Genomic DNA, 23,231 nt, shown 5'->3' on the forward strand with positions numbered 1-23,231 from the left:
GAAACATCATTGAGTGTAAAGAATAAGCATGAAATAATAGTGAAAATCCACTGTGAAATTTTGCTCATCATCGTTATAACAAAATTGTTAGAAAACGTATATTAAAGTTCTATAGAGGTATAGCTCATTATAGGACCATAGTCCCTTTCGTGTTTTTATATCACGCAGTATAATAGGCACTGTGAGAAATGAGAACACAGTAAACCCTTGGTATTGCTGTGATTTCAACTATTCAGGAGGCGAAAACAACATGGATATGGCAATGATTGCTGACGGCATTCTCAAGGCTATCACTTTAGCTGGTGTATATGCTTTCATTAAGTAATTAAAGTATACATTCAAAAAGGTCAAACCCTTTGCTACGAGAGGGCTTGGCCTTTTTTATTTTTCCGCTTTGTCTTTTTGGGAGTTACAATCTTCGTACCAAAATGCTTTGCCCCATGCCGCCTGCTCCAGCAACAGACATTAGTCCCAAGTCGCCCCCCACAATTTCCAGAGCCTTCAGAAGATGGATCATTATAATCCCCCCGGAGGCTCCGTAGGGATGGCCATAGGCCAGGGCCCCTCCAAGCATATTATAGCGATCTATGAGATCAGGGTGCTGCCTTTGAAACAGCACATCTATAACTGCAAAGGCCTCATTAAACTCGATGGCATCCATATCCTCGTATAACAACCCCTGACGGGCCAGCAGCTTGTCCGCTGTCAGCATTGCTCCACGAGGGCTTTCCACCGGGCTTCCCCCAGCTGTACAGGTTCCCAAAAGCTCTGCCTTAGGGGTAAATTCAGGATGCTCCTTTAGCCAGCTTTCAGAAACCAGCACCACAAAGGCCGCTCCGTCATTAATAAGGCAGGAATTTCCCGCCGTCAACAAGGAATCCCCTCCCAGGAGCTTTGGCAATCTGTCCAAAAGGCGCTGACTCATCTTATAGCGAATACCGTCATCCTTTGATATGCCCTCAACGGGAATAATTTGGTCCTTTAAAAGCCCCTTATCGGCACATTCCGCCGCCAATCTATGAGAGCGCAAGGTCCAAAAATCCAGCTCCTCCTTGGTAACCTTTTCGGTAGCCATAGTCTTGTCTGCCCCTAATAGCATAGCATTTTCCGCCAGCTCCCCAGGAGAAAACTGGGCCGTCATGTATCGGCCGTCACCACCGGAAACCTTGGCAAAGCGTTCATCATTTTCGTTATAAATCCGCATTGGCTGCAGGGATGAGCTTTCCATGCCGCCACAGATGTACATATCACCATTTCCACTGGCAATCTGGGCATACCCCATGGCTATGGCCGTCGCCCCAGAGGCACACTGCATATCAACAGTAAAAGCAGGCACTTCCTCCGGAAGGCCTGCCGTAAGACACATTAAACGGGCTATATTGCCACCGGTTCCTACAGCATTTCCCGCAATGACCCCATCTGGCAACAAGCCCCTTCCTATTTTGTTCATAATTCCCTGCACCACAAAAGCCCCCAGCTTTTCCGCAGGGATGTACTTAAATTTGTTATTCTTCGTCACTATGGGAGTCCTAAAGCCCCACAAAACATAAACCCGCTCCACGAATGACCCCTCAGTCAACCTTACTCCACTTCGAAGGTACCGTTAATATATTCCTTGCCGTTACCCCTTAAAACCACTTTATTGCCTTCTATATCCAGCCACAAAGGCTCCCCGGCAAAAACGGCATTTCTATAAGAAACCTCAAATTTTACCACATTCTTTGGCAGGGTCTCCAAAATTCTTTCCATGATAAATATACCAGGCACCACAGGAATCTCCGTACGATGAATCTGGTTGGTATCTCCAACAGCAATTACAAAGTCCAAGGTCTCCTGACGGGTGAATACATGCCAGCAGCCCTCAGAATTCACTGCATTGTCACCGGTGAGTTCAGGAGCAATAAGCTCTGCCTTGGCAGCAGCCTCCTTTGGTGTCAGCAGCATGGTGGTAGTCAGGCTTTCCAACCCGGAACGGGCCTGACAAAGAAGCATTCTCTTGGTGGATTTCAGCATCTCCGGCTCGTAGGTGTCCCCCTTGTAGGAATCCGCACTTTCCTTTTGCCACAAATTCTTGATAATCATTACACCATCATAATCGCCGCCTCTCAGGCGACCTGCAATTACAGCTAATTCTCTATTCATAATAACTCCCTCAAGGCTTCCTTGTTTACCTTGCCTCTATCATTTAACGGCAGCATCTCTAAAAATATCAGCTTCTTTGGACGCTCCCGTTCATCCACATATTCTCCCACGTCATGACGGAATTTTTTGGAATCCGTATGGCCGTCCGTCACCACAAAGGCCGCTATGTCCTGGCCTCTGGTTGCATCATCAAAGGGCAGCACCGCCACGTCCTTGACGCAGTCCATATTGCGTATTTGCTGTTCCAGCTTCAGGCAACTGATTTTATAGCCACCCTTATTTATCCAGTCCGTCTTGCGGCCATTAAAGATGATTTCCCCATCATCATTAATGTAACCCGTGTCACCACAGCAATATGGAATCTTCACACCGCTCACATGGTATTTGGTGTCCACATACAAATCACCATTCACAGACTCCACCTTTACGCCGTCAAAGGGTTTGCCAAGATTTCTGGAATCCGTATCATCCAGCTTTAAGTGCTTGTAGGAAATATAATTAAGCTCTGAAGTCCCATAATACAGGATTATATCCGCTCTGGTAAAGGTTTGACGAAGGAACTGCTGTGCCTTTAGACTAATGAGCTGTGAACCGGCAATAATCTGTCGAACATAAGGATTCTCTGCCATAGCAGCACGGCCCAAAATCTGTAGCTTGGCGGGCACCATATAAATATGAGTGGCAAAATTACGCATAATCAGCATATTCCAGTAATTGCCGCTTATACGTCGGCAGGTAATCACAGAACCTCCCGCGGCCAGCACTGACATAAACATATTAAGATTTCCAGTAAAACTCATGCTTCCATGGAGGAACATAACAGTGTCTGCATCCACACAAAACACTCTGTTCTGCTCCTGAAAGAAATCCGCCCAGCTTTCAAAGCTACGATATAAAACCTTTGGCACACCGGTACTGCCAGAAGTAAGAGCCCCCATTACCTCCCACGGGTAATGATCCGCCACTGCTTCATCCAAACGCAGAAAGTTATTCTGCATGGCACCCACCTGCCACATTCCATAAATATTGTTCTCCTGCATAATGGTTTCCACCACATCAGAGGAACAATCCTGATGCATTAAAATGGGGACAGCCCCCAGCTTCTCCAACGCCAAAAAAGCCCCGACTTGATAGACAGGACCTTCAGCTATTATCAATATAGGTTTGTAGGATGTGATTCCCTTTTCAGACGCACTGATAGCCAGTCTGTCCACCAGCTCCAACAGGGAACCGTAGGTAAAACTCTCACCATCGCAGTCCAGCATTAATTTATCCGCCTTAACACCGCACTGCTGAACAAGCAGCTCATAGTAATTCTTCATACCGAAATTATTCACTCCCCAGAGCTCTATTTACTCTGACGCCAATGAACGCCCCTAAAATACATTTTACTACATCTCCAGGGATAAATGGAAGTACCGCCTGTACAATTGCAGCCTCCAAACCAATATTTAGGACTAACATCATAGAAATCAGTCCGCCAATATAGGTAATTGGCAAACTAATGATAATACTTATCAAACTATACCTTTTAAGACTAACCACATTGCCCTTAAAATACGACACCATGGTATATGCCACCACAAAGGCAAAATAAAAGCCACCAGTAGGGCCAAAGAGACGCCCCAGGCCACCAGTACCTCCAGGCAAGATAGGCAAGCCTGCAACCCCACCTAAAATAAGGTAGGCAACCAAAGTCATAAAGGTCTGCTTTGGCGTCAGGATGAAGGCTGTAAAGCACATAGCTGCTGTGGATGCAACCACCATGGCCGGCGTAAAGGGAAGTGGAAAAGCTATATATGCCGAAACACTGATGACTGCAAGGCACATGGCCATTTTGGCCAAATCCTTAACGGAAACATTTTGCTGAACTGCCACACTCTGACTCATTACAAACACTTGCCTTTCTTGCTCTGTGAGCTTAATCCTGTTTTCAAGTATACCCCTTTGTTACCCTTTCGTCAACTTAAAGTTTACCATTGGTTTACAAAACAGTTGACTGAAAAATTAATTTATTTTGGTTTCCTGTATCTACCATTTACTAAACATCGAAATTGTTTAACAAATTTCTTTTTTTAAATTATATTTTTAGCTAAGAGCTAATATTTTAATTTACATTTTTCCATGAATACTTTATAATAACAGAGAAATGGTGGTGATTGAAAAATGGATAAAATTGATAAGCAAATTTTAAAACGTTTACAGGAAAACGCCCGAGTAACAATTTCCGTCCTGAGCTCTGAAATTTCTCTTTCCATGCCTGCTATCAGTGAGCGTCTGAAAAAACTTGAGGCTTCTGGGGTTATCAAGCAGTATACTGCAATCCTCAATCCAGAATTGATGGATAAAAACCTTACCGCTCTTGTTAATTTAGGTTTTGATAATCCTTCCAAGGCTGATGCTTTCAAGCAATTTGTCCTTAATGAAGCTGATATCAAGGAGTGCTTCTACATTACCGGTGACTTTGATTATTGCCTAAAGGTTGTAACCCATAATACCCAGACACTTGAAAATCTCCTGACACGCATCAAGGAGCAGGCCGGAGTTACCAAGACTCAGACTATTGTGGTGCTGTCCTCCATTGTTGACAGACCGTCCGTTGTACTTGAGTGACAACTTAATTAAACTGCAAACAAAAACTGTGGATGTACCCTTTATGGGGTTATCCACAGTTTTTAAATTTGTCTGATATATTTTATGGCTGACGCCGGTCTTCTCCATCCGTCATAACCTTTTTCCAACCATAATACTGGGCGTACATAATATTATGACTGCCCTCCGGGCGAGGTTCCAAATCTGAGCCCCAGGCCAATATCCCCGTATTCCATGTATAGCAGCTTTCAGACCACTCTGCCATTTCATCAGCGATTGGCGGCGCATCTATCTGATGCACCACCACCAGCTCCTGATGGGCGCGGGCATTAATGTAATCTATACGCTGAGTCCACTGCTGGTACACGCTCCATTCCACGTGAAGAAGAATACCTGACACAACTAACCAAATAGCTGCTACAACGCAAAAGGCTCCCCTGCAGAGACCAATATGGTCCTTGGCAAACAGATTCAGCTCCGGCATTAGTTCCCGCAGTGCTGCCAATGAAAGGATTATGATACAGACCGTAGGGAAAAAGCCAGCCCGAGCCGAGGCCATTGGCACAAACATCATAATTATCATAACCACCATGGCAGCAGCCAAAAATACTCCCTGAAACAGAGTAACCTTGTTCAGTCTATGGCCTGCTGGGAGACGATAAATGTACAACGCCACAGGCACTAATAATGGCAACCAAAATTTAGTCACCGGCCAAAAGCATTCATCAAAATTGATGTAAAACATTAAGGAAGTCCAATACATTTCCGGTGGCAAGGCAGGATTATATTCAAATTCCCGCTGTAGCTCCAGCCGATGCATTTCTCCCGGGGCCTGGGTCAACATCAAGGTTCCCACGCAAAGGAAAATATACCCTACCACCATCCATCTTTCCAGCTGCCCCTGTCGCCAGAAATATATTAAGGCAAAAAAAGTAATAAAGGCAACTGCTGCTGCCCCGGTTTCCACTGACCAGCCAGCGGCCAAGCCACTTACAGCCATGACCGGAACACTCCACCTTGGGGGAGCCTCCCAAAAATCACTATGCCAATATTTTAGGCAATAGGGCAGAAGAAACAGGCATTCCAGCAGGGCCATCCAGAGATACACACAGCTGCCGCACATCCATAACACCGTTAAAAAAGGATCTGGCAGTAAAAACCACACGGCTATAATCAGCCATATCATGTAGGTTCTATTCATGTGCTTCAGAATTTCGCCGGTGCCCAAACGGAACATCAAAACAATCAGCGCTGCAAAAACAATAGTATTTAAAATATTGAAGGGCAGCTTACCCTGCCATGCGAAAAATTGGGTAAGGCCAATCCCCAGAATTCTGCCGCCCCAAGTAAAGTAATGGGACCACTGACTGACTACAATATCGTAAAATGACGTTATCCGTACCCGTTCGCCTACTCCGTCCAAAAGATTCCCCCGATCAGCCCCATCCCATATAAAGGCATAGGGTATATCGTCAGATACTAATGGAAGAAGCATATTACGCACAAAAAAGACAGCTGCCACCACCAATAAAATTGCCTGCCAGGACAACCAGGAGGGCAGTACAGTCGTATTTTTTTCTATCCTTACATCATCATGCTCTGCCATGTTATTCTTCTCCAACCCTTTCCCAGTCAAATTCCTTATCAATATGAATACATTTTAAGCCATAATATTGAGCAAACATATTGGAGCGGTTATCCTGGGGCTTGTATTCCAAATCCATTCCATAAATCAGGTGATATGTGGACACAGCCCGAAGCCCCATCCATTTATCCAAATCGTATGGTATATATAAGGCCGCAACGACAATTTCATCGTCATTGCGGTGCTGTTCCACGTACTCCATGCGACCTTGCAGCTGTTGGGCAACGGATGTTTCTACATATAATGCCCCTACCAAAGAGAAAACCACGTAGACAAGAGAAGCCATTCCCAACACCAAAAAGGACCTGCGCCACCACAGAGATGATTGATACTTCTCCTTCAGAAAGGGTATACACTCACGAAGAGCAGCCGTAGATGCTATTGTCAAAAAAAGGGTGGAATGAAAGCCGGTATGTAATTTAAATTCCGGCGCAAACATCATTAAAAACAGCACTTCCATACCAGCCCCGGTAAAGGCCATAATATAATACTTCACATCCCGGGTCTTTTTCCCCTTGATGAAATAAATTATAAGGGGCAAAAACAAAAAAGACTCCAAGAGGAAAATTGGCAGGAACCCCTCGGTGAAATTTCTGTAAAACATTTCAAAAGTAAATAGCTTATCCGCCGATAATACATATTCCGGTTCATATTGCAGCATGAATTCTTCACGCATAATAGAGCCCGGTGCCAGCATCAACAGCAGGCATCCTATAATGGCTCCCACTGCCCCGGCCACCATCCAATGCTTAAGATAACCCTCACGACGATAATAAGCCACCAATGACAGCCCCAGCAAAGACAGGGTAACCAGGCTGCCACCTTCCTCGGACCAGCCAGCCAACAGCCCCAAAAGGGCCATAGCCGGTATTGACCATTTAGACCATTGCCGCCCAAAATCCTCGTTTCTATAGGCCAAGGCGTATGGCAGCAAAAAGGCACACTCACACAGGCCAGTCCAGAGGTAAACGCAGGCCCCTGTCATCCAAATCATGGTGGTAATGTAATCAAAAATACCAAAGTTAATACCCAAAATGGCCCACAAAAAACACCCCTTTGCTTTGGTAGGTGATTCAATCCTTCCCAGGGCCAACCAATATATGAGCATCATCAATAACAGATATACTGCTGTATCAGCCATGTCAAAGCCTACGCCGTGCTGCCAGGCAAAAAACTGAATTATCAGCATGGATAAGGTGCGTCCACCCCAAGTAAAATAATGGGTCCATTGTGAGGAAATAATATCCCCAAGGCTTTCAATTTTCTGCCGAGGGCCTATACCATCCAGGAGATTGCCACCATGCTCCGGATCCCATATAAAAGCGTATGCGTAATCATCACCCACCATTGGCATTAAATGATTTCGCCATAAAAAAATCATGCCGAAAAATAGCAATATAACCTGCCACGGTATTTTTTCCCACACCTTAGCAATGCCTTGAAACATGCTTATGAACACCTCAAAAAAATTATTTCTGCTCTGTCCCCTTGTAGATACCACTAACCATCATAAACAGCAACGGAATAACAAATACGCCCAGGATAGTACCCACAGTCATACCACCTACCACGGCCACACCCATGCTGCAGCGTGATACACTGCCGGCCCCATCCGCAAAGGCCAAAGGCAAGCAGCCAACCACGAAGGCAAAGGAAGTCATAACTATAGGTCTGAACCTTAATTTGGCAGCCGTCATAACTCCCCGCAAAGGAGACATACCTGCATCCACACGGGTCTTGGCAAATTCCACTATCAAAATCGCATTTTTAACAGTAAGCCCCACTATCAGGAGAATACCTATCTGAGAAAAGATACTTACAGGCATACCCACCAGTGCCATGGCCAGCAATGTCCCGCCGATTCCCAGGGGTACAGACAGCAGAACTGCCACTGGCAGACTCCAGGACTCGTAAAGGGCCACCAGACAAAGGAACACAAACAAAATACCCAAAGCCAGAATATAGATAACCTCATGCTGGGCCTTTTTCTCCTGCTGGCTGTCCTTGGACCAGGCCAGGCGGAACCCTGTTCCGATTACCTTGTTGGCAGCCTCCTCCAAAGCATCCATGGCCTCACTGGAGGAATATCCTTCTGCAGCGGTAACCGTCACCTGCATACTGCGTATGCCATTATAGCGGCTAATATAGGCCGGCCCCACGCCCTTTGTGCATTGGACCAGACTGCTTATTGGCACCATTTCCCCATCCTCGCTACGGACAAACAAATAGCGCAAATCCTCCTCGGTTTCCCTAAAGCCCAGATCTGCCTGAATTACCGTCTTATATACTTGGCCAAAGCGGTTGAAATCGTTGACCTCCTCCCCACCAAACATGGCTTCCATGGTGGTGTAGATGTCATTAAGATTCACCTTTAATTCCTTGGCCCGATCTTCATTTACCGTAAAATCCACATAAGGGGTATTTATGGAAAAACCGATTTCCACCTCATCCAGCTCCTCAAGCTTTTGAGCCTCCAGATACAGAGATGTGGCCAAATCGTTAAGCTCCTCATCACTATGACCACTCACATCCATTATCTGCATAGAAATATCCTTGGACACGAATGGGGCCACCACCAGCCCGTTGGCCTCCGGCACAGCCTGTTCAATGGCTTTGTTGGCAGCATCCAAAATATCCCCGGTGTCAATGCCCAAATCCTTACGTACAGCCCAATCCTTCAGTGCCACGAACATTATGCCGGCATTTGATTTGGTGGTGTCACTGAGCAAATCCGCCCCAGTAACCCCCACAATACTGTCCAAAGCCTCATATTGCAGCATATTTTCAGTCAGTCTGTTGATTGAATCCACCGTGCGGTTCATGGAGGTACCCTCAGTAAGATTCAGGCCCACCATATAATAGCCCTGGTCCTCCCCCGGAATAAACTCCGTAGGCAGCAGCCGATAACATACAACAGTTGCCAATGTCATAATTGCCAGCCCTGCTAATATCTGTTTTGTGCGTCTTAGACACCATCCCAGTCCCTTTAAATATTTCTGCTGGCAGAGCCGGAAATATTTCTGGAACCAGGCCAGTATTCTGAGACTTTCCACCTTTTCATTCCATATAGGCAATATAAGCACGCAAAGGGCTGGTGTAAGGGAAAGGGCCACAAGGGCAGATATTCCCATGGACACAGCTATAGTCAGGGCAAACTGACGATACAAAATCCCTGTCATGCCTTCAAAAAAGGCTACTGGCAAAAATACCGCCAGCAATACAAAGGCTATGGCAATAACTGGCTTTTGAACCACTCCCATGGCTACTCTGGTGGCTTCCTTTATGTCCGTGACGCCTCTCTCCCGCTCCTGCATTACGCATTCCACAACTACTATGGCGTCATCCACCACAAGGCCGATGGCCAGAATAAGGGCAAACAGGGTAAGAAGATTCAAGGTAAAGCCCAACAGCTTAAAGGCGATAAAGGTGGCTATTAATGATACTGGTATGGTCAAAATAGAGATAATGGTCGCACCACGGCTCTGTAAAAACAGGAACATTATTATCATTACCAAGAAGAGGGCTTCAAAAAAGGTATAGGAAACCTCCTGCATGGATTCAGAAATATACTTGGAACGATCCACCACTATCTTGCATTCCATATCAGGGGGAAAGGCCCCCTCAGCCTCCTCCAGGATCTCACGTACCTTTTGAATAGTCTCCAAGGCATTGGCATTATCCGCCAAAGTGATACCGTAGGCAGCAGCTGGCTGGCCATTCACGAAGGACAAGTAACGTGTGTCCCGTGGTCCCTCATTTACCCTGGCCACATCTGACAGTCTGGTAATGCCACCATTATTTGACTGCAAAACTATTTTTCCAAAATCAGCTGGGGTCTTTTTACTGTTCATTACCCGGCCAATCATTTGCTTTTCCTGAAAATCCGTTGCCGGGAGCTTACCAAGGGAGCCCACTGCAGGACGGGTATTCTGCTCCTCAATGGCCTCTGAAACATCTTTAACGGTCAGTCCCCGCGCAACCATTTTATCCGGCTGAAGCCATATCCGCATGGCGTAATCCTCGGAGTATTCATCCACACCGCCTACACCAGAGACCCTTTTTATCTGGTCAAGAAAATATGTCTTGGCATAATTCTGCAAATACACGCTGTCATAGGTGCCATTTGGTGAACACAATGCCATAACAAAGATGGTATCCTTTGTACTACGGGATACCTGCAGCCCCTGGGTCTGAACTGCCTGGGGCAACCGGGGAAGAACGGCCTGTAAACGGTTCTGAACATTAACGGTGGCAATATCACCATTGATGCCATAATCAAAGACCACATTCAGCTGATAGCTTCCCGATGAATCAGCATAGGAGCTTAATGAGTCAATGCCTTCAATTCCCCGTATTTCGTTTTCGATAAGCTTTGCCACTGTATCCTGCAATACCTGGGAGTCTGCTCCCGGATACTCGGCTGTAACATTGACAGTGGGCTGATTCATATTGGGATATTCCTCTATTGGCAGTCTGATGACCGCCAATATTCCCAACAGTGTCAGCAAAATAGCCCCTACTACTGCCTGTAGTGGGTGTCTGATAAAATACTGTGCCAATATTATTCCCCCGCTATTTACCCCAAAATAAGGGGCAACTAATTCATCTCAAATACCAGCTTGTTCTCGTCTCCGGATGATAAATATCTACGTCTATAAAAATCATTCGTTACTGAATCAATAATATAATCCCTAAAAGAATATTTTCCTTCATTGACTATGGCAAGAACATCGTATGGTTCCCCATTATCCCTAGCAATGAGCTTAACCAACTGATGGGCCTCATCCTCCAGAAAAAGGGAAATTTCCAGCTGAACTGACTTGTTCCGGGCCCTTTCCACAGCATTCATCCCTAAATCCTCCACCAAAAGGCTAAGGCGCATTATCTTTGCCGAAGGCAGCTTCCAGCCCTTTAATTCAGCGCTGACAACACGTGATAAGGCTACTACTTCCTCCGTTACGGCATTTATATCATAAGAGCACTGTCTTGCCATTTTTTTCTTGTTAAACAGGAGAATATTATCCCGGTCCGGCCATAGCTTTATAACTAATAAATTAAATAAAAAGGCCAATAAATATCCCGTACCTGCCCCCAGCCATAAGCCATACATTCCCCAGGCTGACCCGAAGTACATTCCCAATACAGGAAAAACTATTAGCAAAAGGGTTTTAAGGATAAGGCCATAATTACGTTCTTCAATGTAAATGTAATAATTGGTATAAATCAGTGTTGTCCCCAAAAATACCAAAAAAATAAGGAAACAGCGCAAGGAAGTAACTATTTCCCCTATAAGATTCTCCTCCGCCACCCCAAAAAGCATTGGTAAAAGAAAGGCAAAGGCACCTGCCACAAGGGAAATAACCAAGCTCATAATTACTGTACACGATATCCCCAGCTCCATAGTCTTTTTAACGCTGGGGTAGCTGCCTTCAGAATGATACTGGCAAACCATGGGCTGCAGGCAATCCACCACTCCAGTATACAGGGCCACCGCCAACACCAAAACATTTGTAATAACGGTTACAATGATGATATGGCTCTCCCCCCACTGAGAGATAACATAAAAGGAAAAAATCAGTGGGAGCATGGATAAATAAAGGGTATCCACCGAATGATAAAAGCTATAGATGAACCCCCGCAGAATTTCACGAAAATTATAATACCACACAAAGGAGAGTCTGCTTTTATTTGAAAACAAAAAAGCACACTGCACAATACAGGATGTAATTGTTCCCAGCAAGGTGGCAAGGCCAATGCCGAAGGTTCCCAAGAGCTTACATAAGGCTATGTTAAGAATAATATTAGCCACAAAGGCAACGGCTGACGCCTTGACACATACCTGTTCCTCCCCATCCTGTATCAAAAAGGTATAGAACAAGATATTCAGAAAAACCACGGGAGGCAACCATTTCAGGCCATCATAATATCCTCTGGCATGGACCATATACTCCGGTGAAATTTTCCAAAAGGAAAGAAGCTGCTCCTGGAATATATTCAGCAATAAAACCAGCACCAGCCCCAGTCCCACAGACAGCATTATGCCCTGACTGAACAGGCGATTTACTTCATCCCTATCCTCCTGCCCCTGGGCATAGGCCGCCAACATTCCCAAACCATCTGCAATGAGATAGCTTAAGAAAAACAATATTGTCATTAAGGGAAAAACCAAGGACATGGCCGCCACTGCGTCGTCGTTTATAAACTGACCGGCTACGATATTATCCGACAGCATAAGAATATAGGATAACGTCATGGCTACCATGGCCGAAGTAAACACCGACCAAAATCTGGTAGAAATAACCGTTTTCTTCCGCAATACCGAGAAAAAACTCATGATAACAGCTCCAACACAGCTTTATCCTTATCCTGCAAGCCCTTAATCATTTCATCCACCGATTCGGCAAACCGGCCCATCATTCCCTCAGAATAACGGCTGGCATCATATTCCAGCTTTAAGCGGTAGGTGCCATCATCCTCGCACACCACATGGATATCCAAAGAATTTTCCACTGCCGACGCTTTGTTTTGCGGTAATTCCTGAATTGTAGCCACCGTACCACAAAGAGGGATTTCACCGCTGACATTGCCCATTATATTGCCCTTTTGCAAAATAAAGGTGGCACATTCATCCTCCAGCCCCTCGTCATATACGGTCTCAAGGCTGTCGCGATGCTGGAAGCCCTCTTCTACCCGTTGTTTCAAGTCTTCAAGGAAATCTCCAACACTTATGTCCTTATCGAAATCATATCTAACTGGTATCTGGGTAAGCATCAGACCCATCAATCGCATTTCCGCCCTGGTGGTGCGGCCATTATGTACATAGCTCATGATAGCACTGGAGCTGCCGGTGGATTTGGCGATGGCCAGCATCATGGCTCCCAGCAAAAATGTATGCTCAGGGTAATTCGTTTCCTTGAAAAAGTCCTTTTTAATATTCTGCAAGGTAGCAAAATGAGCATTAAAATTCCAAGCGCCTTCATTCCTGTCACTTGGTGGAAGATGCTTGCTTTCATCGAAGTCCGCCAGCATATTGCGCCAATAGGCTGCACCGGCTTCATTTTTTGGTTTGGAGCATTGCTCTCTTATATACTCGGCATAACTGTACCCTGTTTGTTTTACTGGTTTTCCCAAATAGCGGTTATCCACTTCCCGGAAAAACAGCAATGCCGTTGCCACACCATCCATTATTACATGGTAAAAATCCACATACAGATATTTTCCGGATGGGGCAATAATCAGATATATGCGGAACAATGGCCTGTCTATAATCTGATATGGCTTTTTCAGCTCCAGCTTGCGTTTTTCAAATTCCGCTTCTGACAGGGACTCAATACGTACCTTTGACAAAGTTCCATCAAAGCGCTGAGATATTTCACCGGTCTCCGGGTGGAATAATATACGGCAACGGAATATATCATGGGCCGCCAGGGTATCATTGATGGCTCCTGCCAAACGCTCCATATCGATGGAATCATCCAGCTTGGCCAGGCCACCTTCATTCATCATGGTAGATTTTGCCTTCTGAAAATGGGTATCCATCATCCAGCGCTGAATTGGGCTGAGGGGGTAAAACTCCCCAAGGCTGTCATCTGCGATTCCATCTTCTTTACCCTTATCGGTGTGAATAATTTCCACAAAACGATTGAAGCCCGTCATGGCAAAGACCTCGTCCACTTCTTCCTTGGGATCTACAACCTTGAATTTAATATTTTCCTTGTCCGTCCACTTTTTGGTCACCAGAACAGAACGCAATCCTGCCGATGACAGATAATCAAGCTGGGACAAGTCCATCTGCAGCTCATCAAAATCATTGGTTAAATTTTCCAATGTTTCATTGAACTCCGGTGATGTATTGGCATCAAGCCGCCCCACCAGCTTCACCACTATTACGCCATCATTGGATGGATCCTTTTTTATATCAATAACTAGCTTCATAATCTTATTTCCCCTTTACATTATCTGCTAGTATATACGACTATTCTTCATAATTATAACGCCATTGTTCAAATTTTTCCCATTTTTCCCATGGAATTTTTTGCATATGGATGTAACTAAAAAGGGCGACTGATGATTCAGCCGCCGATTTTTATGCTTCTCTACTTACCAGATTTCCTTCATCCAGCTTCGGTAATTTGCTTCCAAAAACTTTATGATTAAATCAAACATTCCGTAGATTTCATCACCCAGAGTTGCAAAATCCTTCTCCTTCTCACCGATTGTCGTCAGGCACGCATCCATAATCAATAAAGGCTTCCACTGCCCAATATAAGTGCCGTCAATATAAGACTGGTCAATTCCTTTTTGCTTTTCTTGTTTTTCATATTACTCCCCTCCCTGGGCTATTTACCGCTCAAAAACACAAAAAGCCTTCCCCCAGAGCACAGGCAAGCATTAAAACTTGCCCATCCCCTAAGGAAAGGCTTGCTAATTTCATTATTCCGCTGTGTATAAGTATCCGATTTTATTGGACAGATGTCCCCCCCGTAAGGACAGTATTAGGCACAAAAAAACCGCCCTGCACGTTGGTTGTCAATAGCTTCTGCGCTTTCATGCCCTGTCACTCCTTTCGGGGTAATTTTAAAATACACTTATTTTTGCACATCTTCGACATTGAAAACAAAAATCCTGCAAAGTTAATAACTATTATGTTTAATTATCGGAATAACGGCGGATTTTCTTAAAAAAGCTCCCAGCCAAAGCTGGGAGTCATTTGAAATCCAAATATTAAATTAGGGCATTTTTCTTGCCAATCTCTTTTACCTGTTCAACAGTGAGCTTGGTAGCACGGGCAATCATTTCTATAGATAGTTTTTCCTTGAGTAGCTCTATAGCTACTTCAGCTCTACCTTCAGCCCTGCCCTCAGCCAGTCCAAGGGCCATGCCTTTTTCTATACCACGTCTTTCAACGCCTTCGCTTAAATTACACATTTCCGTTACACCCCTTTCAAGTCCCGGTGTTATTCTTATGGAAAATTCCTCTGCCAATTTGTTTTTCTTTTCCTGCTGATTAAGGCTATTGTCAACCAACACAAGATTTAACAGCCTCAAAAGGCCCTCCAGCTCGGTATACTGTTTTTGCCCCAGACAAATCATCACCACTGACAACAAATCATAATGGGATTCTTTGGCCTTCGCCTTGCCAATAATATTTTCTTCTATTATACCATACCGGGCAATATTGTATTCCCATTCTTTGCTGGAATTAGTACAAACCCAAATGGAATATACCTTTTTGATTTTTTCATAATGGGATTTGGTGAACACCGTTCCATATTGGCTGGAGATCATGCGGCTGCAATAATATATGCCCCGCTTCAAAAGCGGATAGCCTGGATAAAAGTCGTTCTGGGCCTCAATATTAATTATCAGCTCAATAAGCTCCTCTGTATCCGGTACCACCGCAGTAAATCTAACATCGAAGAATACTGCATTATCCTCGCTTTTATCCTCTGTATGCTTACTTTCTATACGTAAAATATTATCATCAGGCTGAACCAGGGTCCTTTCCACCTCAGGAGTGCCTTGAATGTACTTATTCACTATATCCTCTACAGGAACATCTTTATATTCCTTGACACAGGTTTTTAGAATATGACCTATTATCCCCTTTTCAGATAAAACATCCTTGCAGGCCTTATCATATAGCATCTTCCGTCGCTTATCCGCATTATCCATATTTCTCTCCTCAACTTTATGCTTTTAAAATCTCTAATTATATTAATATAATATCATATATTACTTTATAAATCCATATAACATTAAGTTATTTATTAATATTATTTATATTACTTTCAGCTTGGTAATATGGAATTTAATGTAAAAATAAAAAGCTCCCAGCCGAAGCCGGGAGCCATAAAATATTAAATATCATGTCTACTGATAATTTATTGTCTATGATGCAGCTCCACCTTTTAGAGCTAAAGAACACCCCATAACACTTTTCCTGCCCCGTCACATCAATTACCCGCAGAGCCTTTTCTATATTCATAAGCTCGGTAAATTTCGTCATTTCAAAGATATCGTAAACATCCTTGGACACAAAATGATGCACTGGTTATTTTCCTTCGCCGTTCTCATAGCTGTCTTTCCTTTCTTGCATTGAACCATGATATATCAATTCCAGCATGGTAATATCATCTGACTGAGGCTCACTGCCGGCATATTCCTTTACAGCCTCATATACCCTCTGTATCTCCTGCTCAGCATTGTCGCCAGGCACATACAGAGTCCTTAGCAAAAGCTGGGTACCAAACATTTTGTTTTCATTATTTTTGGCTTCAGTAACACCATCCGTGTAAAGGAAAATGGCATCCCCTCTGTCTAATTGCATACGGGACACACCGAAGGTAAGGTCCTCCAATGCTCCCAATATAGGATAATGTCCCATTTCCAGATAACGGCATCTGCCATTCTGACGGATAACAGGTGGATTGTGTCCAGCATTCACATAGGTGAATTCTCCCGTAAGGGTATCCAGCACACCACAGAATACCGTCACAAACATATTTTCCTTGTTGCTCCTGATAAGAGCATTATTGGTCTTGGCAAATACCTCCCCAAGTCTTTCCGGATCACCGACAAACAGGAGATTTTCCTTCAACAAGGTCTTGGAAATAACCATAAAGAGAGCCGCGGGAACCCCCTTGTCCGACACATCTGCCACTGTCAGAACCAAATAACGGTCATCCAGAAAATAGAAATCATAAAAATCTCCACCCACTTCCCGGGCCGTCTGCATCATAGCCGCCAAGTCAAAATCTTGACGCTCCGGGAAAGGATTGTGTCCATCAGGCAGCATACCAGTCTGAATACGGGTGGCCACGGAAAGCTCCGTTTCAATGTGCTCCTTTTGGGCGGTAGTTTTGGCCAAGCTATCCATGTAGAGGGTTAGCTCCTCCGTCATGTGGTTAAAGCTCTCCGCCAAGGTTTCCAGCTCATCACCGGTTTTGATGGACAGCTTGCGGTTCAGATTACCCCCAGCAATTTCCTTGACTCCATCTATAAGGGTATTTATAGGCTCAGCAAAGCCCTGGGCCATTTTTACATTTCGCCGCAAAATCGGATACAGGGTTATAATAAACAGCACTATGGCTCCAATAACCTTAATCAGGAAATATTTCCCCAGCTCAGCATCGTACCTACGGAAAATCTCCTTTACATACGCCTCAGCATTGTCGCCGCTGGCGGTGATCTTTGTAGTATCAATAACTGTGCCAATACTCCAGCCTACTTCTGGCACAGGAGCATAAACCAAATAGTATTCATTTCCATCGGCATTGACCAGAGCAATCCCCTGTTCCCCTGCCATCATCCGCTCAGCAGTTTCAGCCAAAACCTTGTCCTCTGCCTGCCTCAGATTCAGATCCATATCTGTGGCAGCAAAGGCTCCATCCGGGCGTGGAGAAATTATGACATTCCCCTTACCATCCATAATAAAGCTGAAATCGGAACCATCAACATCAGAGCTTTCCAGCGACCGACATATATAGCTCGTATCAATATCCGCCACTGCCACACCGGCTACCCCTTTGTTATCATGATAGGGCGCGCAGATAGATATACAAGGCTGACCATAAGAGGCCATATATGGGCTGGTAAATATGAGCCTGTCTTCCTTAATGGTGGACTGAAACCATCCTTTATGTTGGTAATCATAGGTACTGCGCAGAGGTTCATGGCACAGCACCGCCCCTTTTCCATCAAAATCAAGCATATCCATGCGAATCATATAGCCTTTGGTGGATGCTACCAAAACACTGCCCTGATAACGACGGCTCATCCGCCTTATATCATCCTCCACGGAGGACACAAGGGCAACCTCCTGGCGCAGCTCTGAAGAAAGTCCCTGTTTTAACAGATCCGGACTATAGTACAAGTAAGGCACATAGTCATCCACTTCCTCAAAATTGGCCACTGGAAGTGATCTAACCCGGTATTCAGCATCATTTTGCAGGGTATCTGTCAAGGTATCAGCCAAATTTTCCACATTGAGGGAACAGTTCTTCAGCAGCCGTCCCACAATCTGGGCCCGCAATGCAGTTGTTTCCGTAAGCCTGACCTTTACTTCCTGCTGGAAATTTTCTTCCAGATAGTCCCCCATTCTTCCCGAAACATCCCTGCCCTGCTCATGCAATTCATTATGCAATATGAATATGCTGACGAGGAAAATTCCCCCCATAACCATAAAGGTAACGCAGCTGCCCCACAAAGCGGTTCGGAGAATGCGGCGATATATATTCATTTCACCCCGTTGGAAGATAAGCTCCAAAAGTGTGTGTATTTTCTCCATAGCAATACTCCCCAAAGCCAACTATACTCCCTTAAGGTCCATAAAATGCTGAAAACCAGCCATTCTGAAAATATCCAATACATAATCGGAAATATTAATGACGGAAATTTTGCCAGTCTGATTTTTTTGTATGGTCAAAAGAACCCGTAATCCGGCACTGGAATTATCGTTTTCACATTCGTTCCTTTAGCCACCGTTTTAGCAGGAATGTTAATGCATAAGGGAAAGTATAAAATTTACCATTCCAGCCAATATTAGTATCACCCAATTTTATTCCGTATGTAATGTCAGAATATTTATCATTGCCAACGAGAGCATTGAGTGACTTTGTAGCACCATTTGTTGCCTTTACCTCCAACGGTACTAAGCTATCAGCATCACGTAAGAAAAAATCCATTTCCACAGTGGCACTATCATTGCGATAAAAATACAAATTATAGCCCTGCTGTTTAAGCATTTGGGCTACAACATTTTCTATCAATGCGCCTTTATATACACCAAAATTACGGTTAGCCCTTAAATCCGTCTGAGCCTCTTCGTCTAAACTGGCAATCAGTAACCCCGTATCACCATAATACAAACGATAATTATCTGGATTGTAATTCCCCCGCAAAGGAAGTGACAAGGAATCCAGGCAATAACACACATTTACAATACCAGCATTTATAAGCCAATCGTTAACGCCAACGTACTCCCGGCTTCTTGCACCATGGGCAACCTTTGATATCTTAAACTTTTTATTATCCTGTCCAAGAAAAACCGGTATTATCCTGTAAACATTAAGAATTTTCCCCTTATCCAAACCACCAGCATATTTTGTAATATCTTCTTCATAATCAAGCAACAGCTGCCTTTGCATATTAAGGAGGCCACTATAGTTCTTTTGCTGAATAAAAAGCCAAACTACAGCCGGCATTCCACCTAGCATTAAGTATTCCTGAAAGTTTTGACGCAAGGAGGTCATCATACTGGCAGAAAGAGGCTGGAGAGCCTTCATGCACTTATAAAGGATATCAATTTGCTTTGACGAATATCCCTTGCCCCACAAGTATTCCTCAAAATCCAACGAATGCATATAATAATCCTGCTTATATCCTACGCTGTTAGATTCTATTTCCTGATAATTTAATCCCATCAAAGAGCCTGAACAAATTATGTCATATCGGCCATCAATTTTAAATGCTTTCAAACTGGTAGCACAGCTTGGACAAGCCTGCATCTCATCAAAGAAAATCAGTGTTTCATGCGCTTCCAAAGTAAAATCAGGATTTATAAATGTGATATTTTGAATGATTCTATCTATGTCAAACCCGTCAGCAAAAATCTGTTGGTACTCTGGCTGCAATATAAAATTTATTTCCACCACATATTTATAATTATTCTTGGCAAAATGCTCTATAGCTTCTGTTTTTCCTATCTGACGTGCTCCTCTTACGATGAGAGGCAAATGGCCAGCTGATTCCTTCCATTCAATCAAATATTGATCAATCTTACGTTTTAACCGGTCAATCACAGAAATCACCTCATTTCGCCTATATTATATCACATTTTTCTCAGGAATTTAGGCTTAAAAATCACATTTTTCTTATCAATTTGAGCTTTAAAATCACATTTTCTACATAAATAAAAAGATATGCGCCGCAACAATGACGCATACCCTTCATGGCTAAAATTTGTTCATATAGTTTGGGCACCCTTGCCTTTGCCCGCATTACCCAAGCACCTTTGCCACCCTGCTCTGCACCTCTTGGGCATTCCAAAACGGCTTTTTCCAAAATTCCACAGCCCCCATTTCCAGTGTGGTCTGCTCCATCTGGCCTTGGGCACTCATAACAATCACGGGTATTTCCTTAAGCTGGTCATTATCCTTCATAAAGCGAAGCAGCTCCAGACCATTCATATCCGGCAATACCAAATCCAGTATAATTAAATCCAGTCCTGTCCCATTTTCCTGCAAAAGCTCGAAGGCCTGCCCTCCATTATAAGCATTGAGGAGCTCATAATCCGCTAAAATTCTTGACAGCAACAGCTGGTTTACCTCTGCATCATCAATAATAAGAATCTTTTTTTTAGACTGGTCACTCATAATACCGCCCCCATATGCCCTATATTACAATTATAATATCACAATGCACATTTCGCTACAATTACTGTTATTAAAAATAATTCACATATAAATTTAATGGAATTATAACTGTTTTTTAAGAAGGAATACTCCCCAAAAAATCGAATATAGAGATATAAATAATTTTGATATTTCCCTTGAAAGGAGGGTTTCCCATGTTTCGGTTTTTAAACCCTGTTCTGAGCGGAGTGATGTTCCTGCTTTTGATGCTATGCCCACTGGCAACCCATGCAGAAAAGGTTCACTGGGAAGACAAAGCCTATGATTTTTCCTGTATCCAGCGGGCCATTGTCTACGACATAGAAATAGTTGACACCTCTGAAATACCAAGTGATCTGACGGAAAAGGTTGTGCAGGAGGAATATTGGAAGACCGCCTCAAAGCCGCCTTACAAGCTCATGCATCCAGACAAGGATGCAGTCCTCTATCCTCAGGATATGGCTGACATTTATGTAAAGGCAGCGATTTTAAAGTGGCATGACGATTACTACATCAAGCCGGCCTACACCGATTGGGAAACCAGATCCGCCACCCGAAAGGTGAAGCGTTCCGATGGCAGCTGGTACGATGAGACCTATTACTACACCGTTCCCGTTTATCACCCTGAAAAGACCATTTACACATCCACTGTACGGGTGAAGTTCGATGTGTATGACAACAAGACCAACAAACTGATTATGTCTCGGGATGAGCTGCGTGAACGGGATGATTCCTACCACGGACAGCAGGGTATCTTTGGTCGCATAAGCAAATCATTCTTTGATGATTTGGGCAAAAAAATAAAAACAAGCAAGGAAAGTAAGGAGAATTAAGCATGAAGAAAGTTTTACAGCTTGTCAGTGATGACTTTGAGGATTTGGAGTTATGGTGCCCAGTAATGAGGCTGAGAGAAGCTGGCGTTCAGGTGGATCTTGTGGCCGAAAAGGCTGGTGTATACCATGGCAAATACGGTGTTCCCTGCGAGGTAGCCATGTCATTTGATGAGGTAGATGCCAAGGATTATGACGGCATACTGGTACCTGGGGGCTGGGCACCAGACAAGCTCAGAAGATTTCCTAAGGTATTAAAGCTGGTAGCTGATATGGACCGGGAGGGTAAGCTCATCGGTCAAATATGCCATGCTGGCTGGGTGTTGGTATCAGCGAATGTCTTAAATGGACGAAAGGTTACCAGTACCCCAGGCATAAAGGACGATATGAAAAATGCCGGGGCCACCTGGCTGGATGAGCCATGCGTAGTAGACAAGAATATTGTCTCCGCCAGAAGACCACCGGATATTCCTGAATATATGAAGGCTTTGGTAGAGGTACTTAATAAACAATAAAAAAAGCCATTTTACACCATCAAATCAAAGGCATTCTGCATTTTTTGCAGGGTGCCTTATTAATTTTTTTACGTTCATATAGGCTATTCCACCAAAACATGGTATAATATGAGTGAATTATAGTCTAAATTTTTCTACAATTCATACATTTTTCCCATAAATAAAATTTTTATTAACTTTAGTGGTAAAATACGAGGGGGAAAAAAGGAGAGGTACAAGGAGGTGTTTTCAATGCTGGAAGCTATCGGGCGTGTTGGTACGAGCTCCAGGCAGCGCAATTATCAGTTGGTTGCCCAGTACCGTGCCAATTTAGGACGGAACCTGATGCCCTCAAATACATCACAGCTGCAACTATCCGTTAAGAAGAATCATACCAGTCATTCTTCCGGAATAAGCTCCAGTGATGCGATTGAAACTGCCAGCATCAGGTCCAAATTGCAGGAGGGACAAAGGCTTTCCTCTATTGAAATGGACCATCTCAGTTTAAAGAATCCCGCACTCCACCGCAAGGCAGAAGATGTGGAGGAAGCCAGAGTAAGCTTCGAAAATTCGCTGGCTGGCTGTCACACCAAGCAGGAGGCCCGGGATACTCTTATGAAGGCTCTCAACAGGGATGCCAATACCGCAATAAGGGCTTCTGCTACAGAGAGCTCTGAAGATAATGATATTATCGATGAGCAGGAGGCTGAGGCCTCAACAGTACAGCAGATGGTAACCAGCCTTATGACTCAGATTAAGGCAAGCCTTGGAAACAGCACAAAGGCCGGCAAAACTGCTGAAATCGCAGCATCCGCCAAGGCCATCAAGGCTGATGTGGAAACTGCCTCTGAGACATCAATGCCGTTACCACCATTAAAGGACACCAATCCTGGAGCCAATGATCAGGATATTTTGGAAACATTTCTCTTTAAGATTAGGGCATTACAAAATGCCTGGGATAAATTCGTTCATACACAAGATTATAAGACTATGCCGGAGGGTATTAAAGAAGCCGGAAAGCAGCAGCCAGATAGTCGTGTAATGGATATGATTAAGCGTTATAGTCCTTATAAAATTCAAGCACAGATGGCTACTGCGTCCAATGTGGATATTGCACAGTAACTAATATTCTGTA

The 23,231-nt window shown here is 44.1% G+C and carries 19 protein-coding genes; 5 read left to right on the forward strand and 14 right to left on the reverse strand.

Annotated elements, in window-relative coordinates; translation table 11 throughout:
- Positions 1-181: 181 nt before the first annotated feature.
- Positions 182-325, forward strand: a complete 144-nt coding sequence (locus T355_RS15225) for a hypothetical protein (RefSeq protein ID WP_155851664.1) — start codon at positions 182-184, stop codon at positions 323-325.
- Positions 326-409: 84 nt separating this feature from the next.
- Here T355_RS15225 and T355_RS0103905 read toward each other — a convergent pair whose 3' ends face one another.
- The 4 genes from T355_RS0103905 to T355_RS0103920 are packed head-to-tail and all read right to left on the reverse strand — an operon-like array spanning position 410 to position 4,020.
- The gene (locus T355_RS0103905; protein WP_027396608.1) at positions 410-1,561 is read right to left on the reverse strand and encodes a thiolase family protein; all 1,152 of its coding nucleotides are present in this window, start codon (positions 1,559-1,561) and stop codon (positions 410-412) included.
- Between the two features lie 20 nt (positions 1,562-1,581).
- On the reverse strand, positions 1,582-2,142 hold the full coding sequence (locus T355_RS14640) for a hypothetical protein (protein ID WP_027396609.1): 561 nt from the start codon (positions 2,140-2,142) through the stop codon (positions 1,582-1,584).
- A complete protein-coding gene (locus tag T355_RS13505; RefSeq protein ID WP_051555364.1) occupies positions 2,139-3,464 on the reverse strand; it encodes an AMP-binding protein in 1,326 nt (441 codons plus the stop codon). Before T355_RS13505 ends, T355_RS14640 begins: the two co-directional genes overlap by 4 nt.
- Before the next feature lie 7 nt (positions 3,465-3,471).
- Positions 3,472-4,020 carry a biotin transporter BioY gene (locus tag T355_RS0103920; RefSeq protein ID WP_027396610.1) on the reverse strand — a complete coding sequence of 183 codons (549 nt, stop codon included), beginning with the start codon at positions 4,018-4,020 and terminating at the stop codon, positions 3,472-3,474.
- A gap of 288 nt (positions 4,021-4,308) precedes the next feature.
- Between T355_RS0103920 and T355_RS0103925 the strand changes: the two genes are divergently transcribed.
- The gene (locus tag T355_RS0103925) at positions 4,309-4,755 is read left to right on the forward strand and encodes an Lrp/AsnC family transcriptional regulator (protein WP_027396611.1); all 447 of its coding nucleotides are present in this window, start codon (positions 4,309-4,311) and stop codon (positions 4,753-4,755) included.
- 82 nt (positions 4,756-4,837) lie between these two features.
- On the opposite strand, the gene T355_RS0103930 is transcribed toward T355_RS0103925, so the two are convergent.
- From T355_RS0103930 to T355_RS0104000, 10 genes are all read right to left on the reverse strand, one after another.
- Positions 4,838-6,340 (reverse strand): DUF3329 domain-containing protein, encoded by a 1,503-nt coding sequence (locus tag T355_RS0103930; protein ID WP_027396612.1) that lies wholly within the window; start codon positions 6,338-6,340, stop codon positions 4,838-4,840.
- A 1-nt stretch (position 6,341) separates the two neighbouring features.
- Positions 6,342-7,826, reverse strand: coding sequence for a DUF3329 domain-containing protein (locus tag T355_RS0103935; protein WP_027396613.1), 1,485 nt, complete (start codon positions 7,824-7,826; stop codon positions 6,342-6,344).
- A gap of 22 nt (positions 7,827-7,848) precedes the next feature.
- Entirely contained in the window at positions 7,849-10,938 is a 3,090-nt protein-coding gene (locus T355_RS0103940) for an efflux RND transporter permease subunit (protein ID WP_027396614.1), read from the reverse strand.
- A 38-nt stretch (positions 10,939-10,976) separates the two neighbouring features.
- The gene (locus tag T355_RS0103945; RefSeq protein ID WP_027396615.1) at positions 10,977-12,713 is read right to left on the reverse strand and encodes an MATE family efflux transporter; all 1,737 of its coding nucleotides are present in this window, start codon (positions 12,711-12,713) and stop codon (positions 10,977-10,979) included.
- Positions 12,710-14,314, reverse strand: a complete 1,605-nt coding sequence (locus tag T355_RS0103950; RefSeq protein WP_027396616.1) for an anti-sigma factor antagonist — start codon at positions 14,312-14,314, stop codon at positions 12,710-12,712. The genes T355_RS0103945 and T355_RS0103950 overlap by 4 nt, the downstream gene beginning before the upstream one ends.
- A 165-nt stretch (positions 14,315-14,479) precedes the next feature.
- Positions 14,480-14,623 (reverse strand): hypothetical protein, encoded by a 144-nt coding sequence (locus tag T355_RS15410; RefSeq protein WP_197019550.1) that lies wholly within the window; start codon positions 14,621-14,623, stop codon positions 14,480-14,482.
- A 480-nt stretch (positions 14,624-15,103) separates the two neighbouring features.
- Positions 15,104-16,054, reverse strand: coding sequence for a hypothetical protein (locus T355_RS0103970; protein ID WP_027396617.1), 951 nt, complete (start codon positions 16,052-16,054; stop codon positions 15,104-15,106).
- A 379-nt stretch (positions 16,055-16,433) separates the two neighbouring features.
- Positions 16,434-18,668, reverse strand: a complete 2,235-nt coding sequence (locus T355_RS14645; RefSeq protein WP_027396619.1) for a SpoIIE family protein phosphatase — start codon at positions 18,666-18,668, stop codon at positions 16,434-16,436.
- A 172-nt stretch (positions 18,669-18,840) separates the two neighbouring features.
- Positions 18,841-20,181 (reverse strand): ATP-binding protein, encoded by a 1,341-nt coding sequence (locus T355_RS0103990; protein ID WP_155851665.1) that lies wholly within the window; start codon positions 20,179-20,181, stop codon positions 18,841-18,843.
- A 198-nt stretch (positions 20,182-20,379) separates the two neighbouring features.
- Positions 20,380-20,754, reverse strand: a complete 375-nt coding sequence (locus tag T355_RS0104000; RefSeq protein ID WP_027396621.1) for a response regulator — start codon at positions 20,752-20,754, stop codon at positions 20,380-20,382.
- 194 nt (positions 20,755-20,948) lie between these two features.
- Here T355_RS0104000 and T355_RS0104005 point away from each other — a divergent pair, with 194 nt between their 5' ends.
- From T355_RS0104005 to T355_RS0104015, 3 genes are all read left to right on the forward strand, one after another.
- Positions 20,949-21,605 carry a hypothetical protein gene (locus T355_RS0104005; RefSeq protein WP_027396622.1) on the forward strand — a complete coding sequence of 219 codons (657 nt, stop codon included), beginning with the start codon at positions 20,949-20,951 and terminating at the stop codon, positions 21,603-21,605.
- A gap of 2 nt (positions 21,606-21,607) precedes the next feature.
- Complete coding sequence (locus T355_RS0104010; RefSeq protein WP_027396623.1) at positions 21,608-22,117, forward strand: type 1 glutamine amidotransferase domain-containing protein; 510 nt, start codon at positions 21,608-21,610, stop codon at positions 22,115-22,117.
- A 231-nt stretch (positions 22,118-22,348) separates the two neighbouring features.
- Positions 22,349-23,218 (forward strand): hypothetical protein, encoded by an 870-nt coding sequence (locus T355_RS0104015; RefSeq protein WP_027396624.1) that lies wholly within the window; start codon positions 22,349-22,351, stop codon positions 23,216-23,218.
- Positions 23,219-23,231 lie beyond the last annotated feature (13 nt).

It is taken from the genome of Anaerovibrio lipolyticus LB2005 (genome assembly GCF_000621545.1).
Taxonomy (GTDB): domain Bacteria; phylum Bacillota; class Negativicutes; order Selenomonadales; family Selenomonadaceae; genus Anaerovibrio; species Anaerovibrio lipolyticus_A.